This is a genomic window from Okeania hirsuta (assembly GCF_003838195.1).
GTDB classification, from domain to species: Bacteria; Cyanobacteriota; Cyanobacteriia; order Cyanobacteriales; family Microcoleaceae; genus Okeania; species Okeania hirsuta.
On record NZ_RCBY01000314.1, the window covers coordinates 1 to 6,778 of the forward strand.

General features: G+C 34.7%; 4 protein-coding genes. 2 read left to right on the forward strand and 2 right to left on the reverse strand.

Features of this window, described 5'->3' with window-relative positions; all coding sequences use genetic code 11:
* Positions 1 to 94: 94 nt before the first annotated feature.
* Positions 95 to 1,657, reverse strand: coding sequence for an acetate and sugar kinases/Hsc70/actin family protein (locus D5R40_RS28980; protein ID WP_124147461.1), 1,563 nt, complete (start codon positions 1,655 to 1,657; stop codon positions 95 to 97).
* A gap of 401 nt (positions 1,658 to 2,058) precedes the next feature.
* A complete protein-coding gene (locus tag D5R40_RS28985) occupies positions 2,059 to 3,855 on the reverse strand; it encodes a hypothetical protein (protein WP_124155591.1) in 1,797 nt (598 codons plus the stop codon).
* Positions 3,856 to 4,678: 823 nt separating this feature from the next.
* Here D5R40_RS28985 and D5R40_RS28990 point away from each other — a divergent pair.
* Positions 4,679 to 5,383 (forward strand): Crp/Fnr family transcriptional regulator, encoded by a 705-nt coding sequence (locus tag D5R40_RS28990; protein WP_124147463.1) that lies wholly within the window; start codon positions 4,679 to 4,681, stop codon positions 5,381 to 5,383.
* A gap of 390 nt (positions 5,384 to 5,773) precedes the next feature.
* Positions 5,774 to 6,433, forward strand: coding sequence for a DUF2232 domain-containing protein (locus D5R40_RS28995; protein WP_124147464.1), 660 nt, complete (start codon positions 5,774 to 5,776; stop codon positions 6,431 to 6,433).
* Positions 6,434 to 6,778 lie beyond the last annotated feature (345 nt).

Here is a 6,778-nt window from a genome sequence, read left to right on the forward strand (position 1 = left end):
CCCTACTGCCTACAGCAAAGCTGCCTACTCCCTATGGGTGGAGTAGATGTCTAATTATTATTACATTTAAGCAACGCCACATTTTCTGTTAACTTTATAGGGGTTCCTCAAATTTTTGCCTAGTATTAGCCACTAGCATATTTAAGTATTCTCTTACATATTCTGCTTGTTCATTACTCAAACGATACCCATTACCATCAGGTTCTTGGCAAAAAAGTGGCTTTGCTCTCAAACTTTGATATTCAGAATTTTGTCGAGAAACTTCACTCAATAGCATGACATCTTCCTCCGAAGGCACTAAACCTGGAGGTAGTTTACTTTCTAAAATAGTCTTAATGTTCTCCTGACAAACACGAGTATTTATTCCTTGCTCCTCTAATAATTGATAAACTTCTTTTAGAGATAAAGGATGATCTGGAAAAACTCGTAGTATTTCCCAAAGTAAAAAATAGTCGTTGTACTGTTGTTGAGGTATATCTATAATTTGTGGATAAAGAGGTAAAATAGCTAAACCATAAGCAACCCTACCTATAGTTAATTTAATATCTTCAATCTCAGATAAACAATTATCCGATCCCTGCAGATTTTCCTGCCCTAACTCTACATTTTCAGAATTAACTTTTGCATCTTGAACAATAATTGCATTAGGCAATTTTTGACGTAACCAACGAGATATCCCACTCCAACTCCCACTACCTCCAGTACATAAAGCGCGGTTAATTCCCACTGGAGATATTCCCACCCTACTCAAAAAATTATTTAACTCCTGATTTAATTGTTGTATAAAAGGCTCTAATACTTTTTTTTCTAAATCTTGTTGTTGTAAACTCCATTGGCGATCGCCTATATTCAAAGTAAATTCTTTTTCAGATGGCAGAATGACTTTTAAATTACGAGCTGCTGCTAATAATTCTTGTCTATAGGATGAACTTTGTAACCATTGCTGTAGTTGAGACCTAATTGACAAATCTGGATAGCCTGGCCGTGGCCATAATTGAGTAGATTGTTCTTGATTCTTTTCTTTCTCGGTCTGGGGCGAAATATTTTCGTTTTTTAGTAATAGTTGACAAACAATATCTTGATCTAGGGCCTGACCTCCATAAGCAAAACTATGGCAATGGAAGTGAGAATAAGTTAAATTTTGGCCATCATCAGGAAAATTAACTAAGGCCATTTCTGTTGTAGTTGCTCCCACATTCACAATTAAAATTTTGCCCCTTCTAAATTCTGAGATCGTAGATGTTTTTGAATCTTCTCTTACTGAAGTTAATTCTGATAGGGCAGTAGCGATCGCGTCCTCAATCACAATTACTTGATTGACATTTTTGACAAGACCTGCTTCTAAAACTGCTTCTCTCAGATTGAAGCGATAGGCTTCTGGCCAATTAGTCGGACTACCGATCAACACACATTTTAATTGTGCCAAAGCTGAAAAAAATGTTTCTTGGTCTAATCCTACTGCGCCACAATTATAATCATTAGGTAAAGTAACTATTGTTTGAGTTTCTCTATCAGTTAAAGAAATAGAGTCTTGGCCAAAAGCTTGGGGCTGAAGGGTTGTCAATAAAGTTACTAATCCTTGATTAACTAACTTGAGGGGAATTTGTTCATGTTCAGACAACTGTAAAATTGGTTCATGGGCAGTTGTAGCAATCAAGTTAGAACCTAGAAGAACAGATTTGTCTGGTTTATCCTGGGATTTTTGTTTTTCAAATTTAATTGAAAGGTAAGGAATAGTAACTTTTAAACCTGGTTTAAAGTTTTGTAGTAATAAGGGTTTTTCTTCTATATTTTTCTCTTGAGATGATTTTTGATGTATGTATAAAGTTGATGGTAGGTGATATATTTTTTTGGTAGAATTGAAAGTTTTTTGGCCTATTTTTGTTGAGAGAGTAAATTCTTGATTTGTTTGAGTAATATTTAACTTTTGTTGAGTTGGTAATCTCTCCCAATATATAGGATAAATTTCACTACTGCTACGATTAAATAATGCTGCAGAAATACCTGTAGTACCAAAGTCAATTCCTAAATACCATAGTAAAGCTGTTTTATCTGGTGTTATATCTGTCTGTTTTGATAAATTAATTTTTTTTTTTCTGTCTCTGGAGGGTCTTGAAGTAGAGTTTCTAGCGGTAAAAATTCTCGCTCATCTGTTTCTATTTGTTCTACTTCTATTGAAGATGTTAAGCCATCTAAAATATCTTCTAAAGTTTGTTCATTTTCTGTATTTTCTGCTGAACTTTGGGTATTTTCTTGGTTCGTTAGATTTAATTTTTCTGAAACATCACCAATATCTATAAATAAACCCTCTAAGTTAGTAACTTCTAAGTTAGTAACTTTTGCTTCTGAAGTCGAAGTAACAGAATCATTAGTCGATTCAAGATTACTTTCTGCTAAAGATACAGGTGAATATTCTCCTAATTGAAACTCAGTTTGTTGCGAATCATCTGCTAATTCCTCTAAGTCAAATTCTTCTAAATTTTCTAAATCAGAACGCAAATTATTGAGGGTATTAGTATCTAATAATAATTCTATATTTTGATTTTGTTCTTCATCCGATTCTTGTATTGGTAAGAGACTTTCTTTAGCCGATGCCTGAAGATACTCTTCTTCTTCTGATTTATTGCTGTAATTTGTTTGTTCTTGTGTTTGTTCTTGTTCTTGTTTAGATTCCAGAGACACAATTAATTGGTTAGTTTGTCCTTCATTTATCTCTAGTTCACCGAAAAGATGACTGAGAGATTCGATAATTTGAGTGCTTTCTACATCTTCTGAGTTGTCTAAATTTGACCCTGAATTTAGTGGTGATTCGATCAAATTTGCTATTTCTGCATCTTCTATTTTAGCAGTTGAATTTTGATATTTTTGCCACTGTGTGTAATTCTCTTCAAAACTAGGAGCTTCTAGTTGAGCAAAAGTTTTATTTTCCTGGTCTTGACTTTTAATAACTTCTAAATCTTGCTGTTGATCAAGATTAAGTTGATTCTGAATTGATGATTCTTGAGGGTTTGAATCATCTGTTTCAGTTGTATTTGATTCTGTATTTACTTTTGCAACAAACTCATATCCCGGATAAGGTAATACTGTTGTATCGGCAGGCTCATATAATTCATTTATTTGAGAAGATAGCTTTTTATGTTGAATATTTTGAGGATTAACATTGGATGCTATAAAATTTTCTGACTCTTGCTGTATTTCCTGATGATCTTCTGTATTGAAGTCATCAATAAATGACCGATCAAAGTTAGAATCTTCTCTAAATTTATCCTCTGAACTTGTCACCATCTCAGAAGGTTCAATATTCTTAGAAGTCTGTGGATTGATATTTTGCTTAACAGGTAAAGCACTTTGACTTGGATATGGATGCTGGTTGGTTAAATGAGACAAATGTTCCACCAATATTTCTTGCACTGGGCCAAGTAAAGCTTGAGAAAACTCAGAGATAATTTGCTCCTGTTTAGCATATTGTTGAGCTAGGGAATAATTATCTTGTCTTTGCTTCTCCAGTTGCCTAATTTCTTGTTGCAAAGCTCGTCGTTGTTCTTTAAGAGTTTGAAAATCTTCTTGTAGATAGTGATTAATAGGATTCAAAAACTCTTCTAGCTGTTGTGGATATTGCTTTGTCGTCTGGTCAATAATATTTTCCGAATTTGAAGGTGGGTCAACAGAGAGTAGCTGTAGACTTGAGATTGTATCCACATTCTGACTCAGATAGTTCAGCACCTGCTTTAGTATCTTTTGAGATTTTCTGAGTGTTTTTTCTAGGACTTTAGGAGAATTTTCAGTGCTAGACTGACTTAGCACCTCATCTATTTCACTGATGATTGATTTGATTTGCTTATTCTGGAAATTCAAGAGTTTCACCTCTGTCGCTCACCTTTATTAAGAATTATAAAACTGATGAGAGCATAACTGACTTTAAAATTACTCTTTCATACTGGATATACAAATTGGAGATTAATTCAATTAAAAGTGTTAAGGTTTTTTCAGACTCTTTAGTCTAACGTATAGCTTGATGTGGCTATAGCAGGATATGATTAAATTAATAATTTAAAGACTTTTGCTTTCTATCTTTTACAGGGTATAACGGTTATCAACGCAATGCTGAGTGGAATGCTTCTCAAAATATTGGTCAATGGTTAGGTGTTTTATGTCCTTTGAATCTTGAGAAAGCTGTGTCTGTAATGGGCATGGATGATTTAAAGGTAGGGGTCAATGATAGTCCCTAAACTAATGAAAAGTTTAAACAGGGGATAAATCCAACTGTTTAAACGACCTTTAGTATCGGCACGGATTTATCCCATAGAGTGTCAAATACATAATATTTATTAACTATAATAGTCCTCAAATTTAGCTGTTTAGACAATCTCTTAGGATTAGGAAACAGTATTATGACCCTGTGGATGTTTAATCCGTCAAGGAGCGCTTAACTAGAAGCAGTAGTAAAAGTTTCTGGATTTATTATTTATATTTTGGATTTCTGACAAATCTTGTACGTATATCTATGTACTACCATACTGTAAAAGCCCTTTCATAACTTCCACAAAGTTGTTGACTTTCAGGATATTTAAAATTGGCCAATTGGCTACTAATATAATATGTATTAATTTTAACTATTAATTTATAGTTGCTCTGTGGGCTAAATATACTGCCCTATTAATATTGAAAAAATAACTTTATGGAAGAAAGGTATAATCGCGACCCCCAATTAAATATTAAAGAATTAATGCGATCTACCTCATTTTTTGAGGGTTTATCAGAAGAAGCATTAGAAAAAGCAGTAATTCATGTGGTCAGTCGTCAACATCCACCAAATCAGGTAATCTTGCTGGAGAATGATTGGGGGACATCTGTATACTTCATTCTGGATGGGTGGGTAAAAATTCGCACCTATAATTTGGATGGTAAAGAAGTAACGCTGAATATTTTGGGTAAAGGCGAATTATTTGGAGAAATGGCTGCTTTAGATGAAGTACCTCGCTCTACTGACGTAATTACCTTAGCTCCCACATTAATTGGTAATATGCCAGCTCAGGATTTTGCTCATCTAATTAATACTGAACCCACAGCAGGAATTCGATTAGCTCAATTAATGGCCAGACGTTTACGACAAGTGAATCGACGACTTAGACTACGAGAAGCAGATGCTCAGGCCAGGGTAGCAGATATTTTACTATTTCTAGCAGAGGGACAAGGTATAGATTCTCAACAAGGAAGAGAAATTCCTAATTTGCCTCATAGAGAGCTGAGTAGTTTAAGTGGGTTGGCCAGAGAGACAGTGACTAGAGTCTTAAGTAAGTTAGAAAAAAAGTCATTAATCAAGCGCGATCGCGATACATTATGTATTCCTGATATACACGCATTGGAACGTACACTTGTTTAATCGGGGTTGCTGAATAAATGTATTATTTCACAGGAGTCAGGAGTCAGAAGTCAGGAGTCAGGAGACAGGAGACAGGAGACAGGAATCAGGAGTCAGAAAAAAGTTTTTCGGTGACTTTAGAGTCAGAATTATAGATATAATTCCCACTATTAGACATCTGGTAAAAATTAAAAATCAAATCAACTATTATCCATAAATTATCAATTATTTCCCCCTGTTCCCTGTTCCCTGTTCCCTGTTCCCTCTTTTCTGGAGATGTCTATTGTTTTGGGTGAAAATTTACCACTAATTGAATTTCATATATCAAATCAGCAACGCCGTTTAATCCAGAAGTAGATTAAAAGTAAATTAAATTTTAATAACCAAAATATATAAGGCCAAAGCAATTCTGTGAAAACAACTTCAGATCGAATAACATCATCCACCAGCAAAGAAGATAAACCAATAGTTCTGGTAGAAACAGCTTTTCTGGCCAGTACAGCTAGTTTAATTTGGTTTATCAATTATTATTTTCCCTTGGGACCATTATTAAGAGTTTTCTTCCCCATACCAATTGCTTTACTATATTTACGCTGGGGAAACCGTGCCGCTTGGATGGGTGCAGTAGTATCAGGATTACTTTTATCTGTGCTTATGGGGCCAACTCGTAGTATTTTATTTGTCATTCCTTTTGGTTTCATGGGAGTAATGTTAGGGGCAGTGTGGAAACGAGGAGGAAATTGGTTAATTTCTGTTGGTTTAGGTTCTATACTAGGCTCTATTGGTTTCTTTTTTCGATTTTGGTTACTTTCACTTTTGTTGGGGCAAGACCTCTGGATATATTTAACTACACAAGTTACAGAATTCCTAGAATGGATATTTATCAAATTGGGATTATTAGCTCAACCTAGTTTGCCTTTAATTCAAGCACTTGCTTTAGTTATGGTACTTCTGAATAATTTTGTGTATTTATTTGTTGTACATTTGGTAGCTTTATTATTACTAGACCGCATCGGCAACCCTATTCCTAGACCTCCTAAATGGGTAAGTGTGTTGCTTGATTATGAGTAGTAGATTTTAGGTGGTAGGTAGTAGGTGGTAAGTGGTAGGGTGTGTTAGCGGTAGCGTAACTGAGCAAACTCTTTTGTAGATATTAGGTATTAGGTGGTAGGTAAACTTTTCTCCTCTCCAATAGACATCTCCAAAAATGAAAAATAGGTAGTTCTACATAATAATGATATATGCAGATGAACAATGCCTAGTGTGGGCATCCTCAAAACGAGGGAGCAAGATGCTCTCATTACCGTCTCTGGTAACAACAATAATTACAATGTACGACTATTACAATGCACCACCATCCCAAAATCAAATCAATTGTTATCCATACATAAATATTCAAATATTTATCCCTGTTCC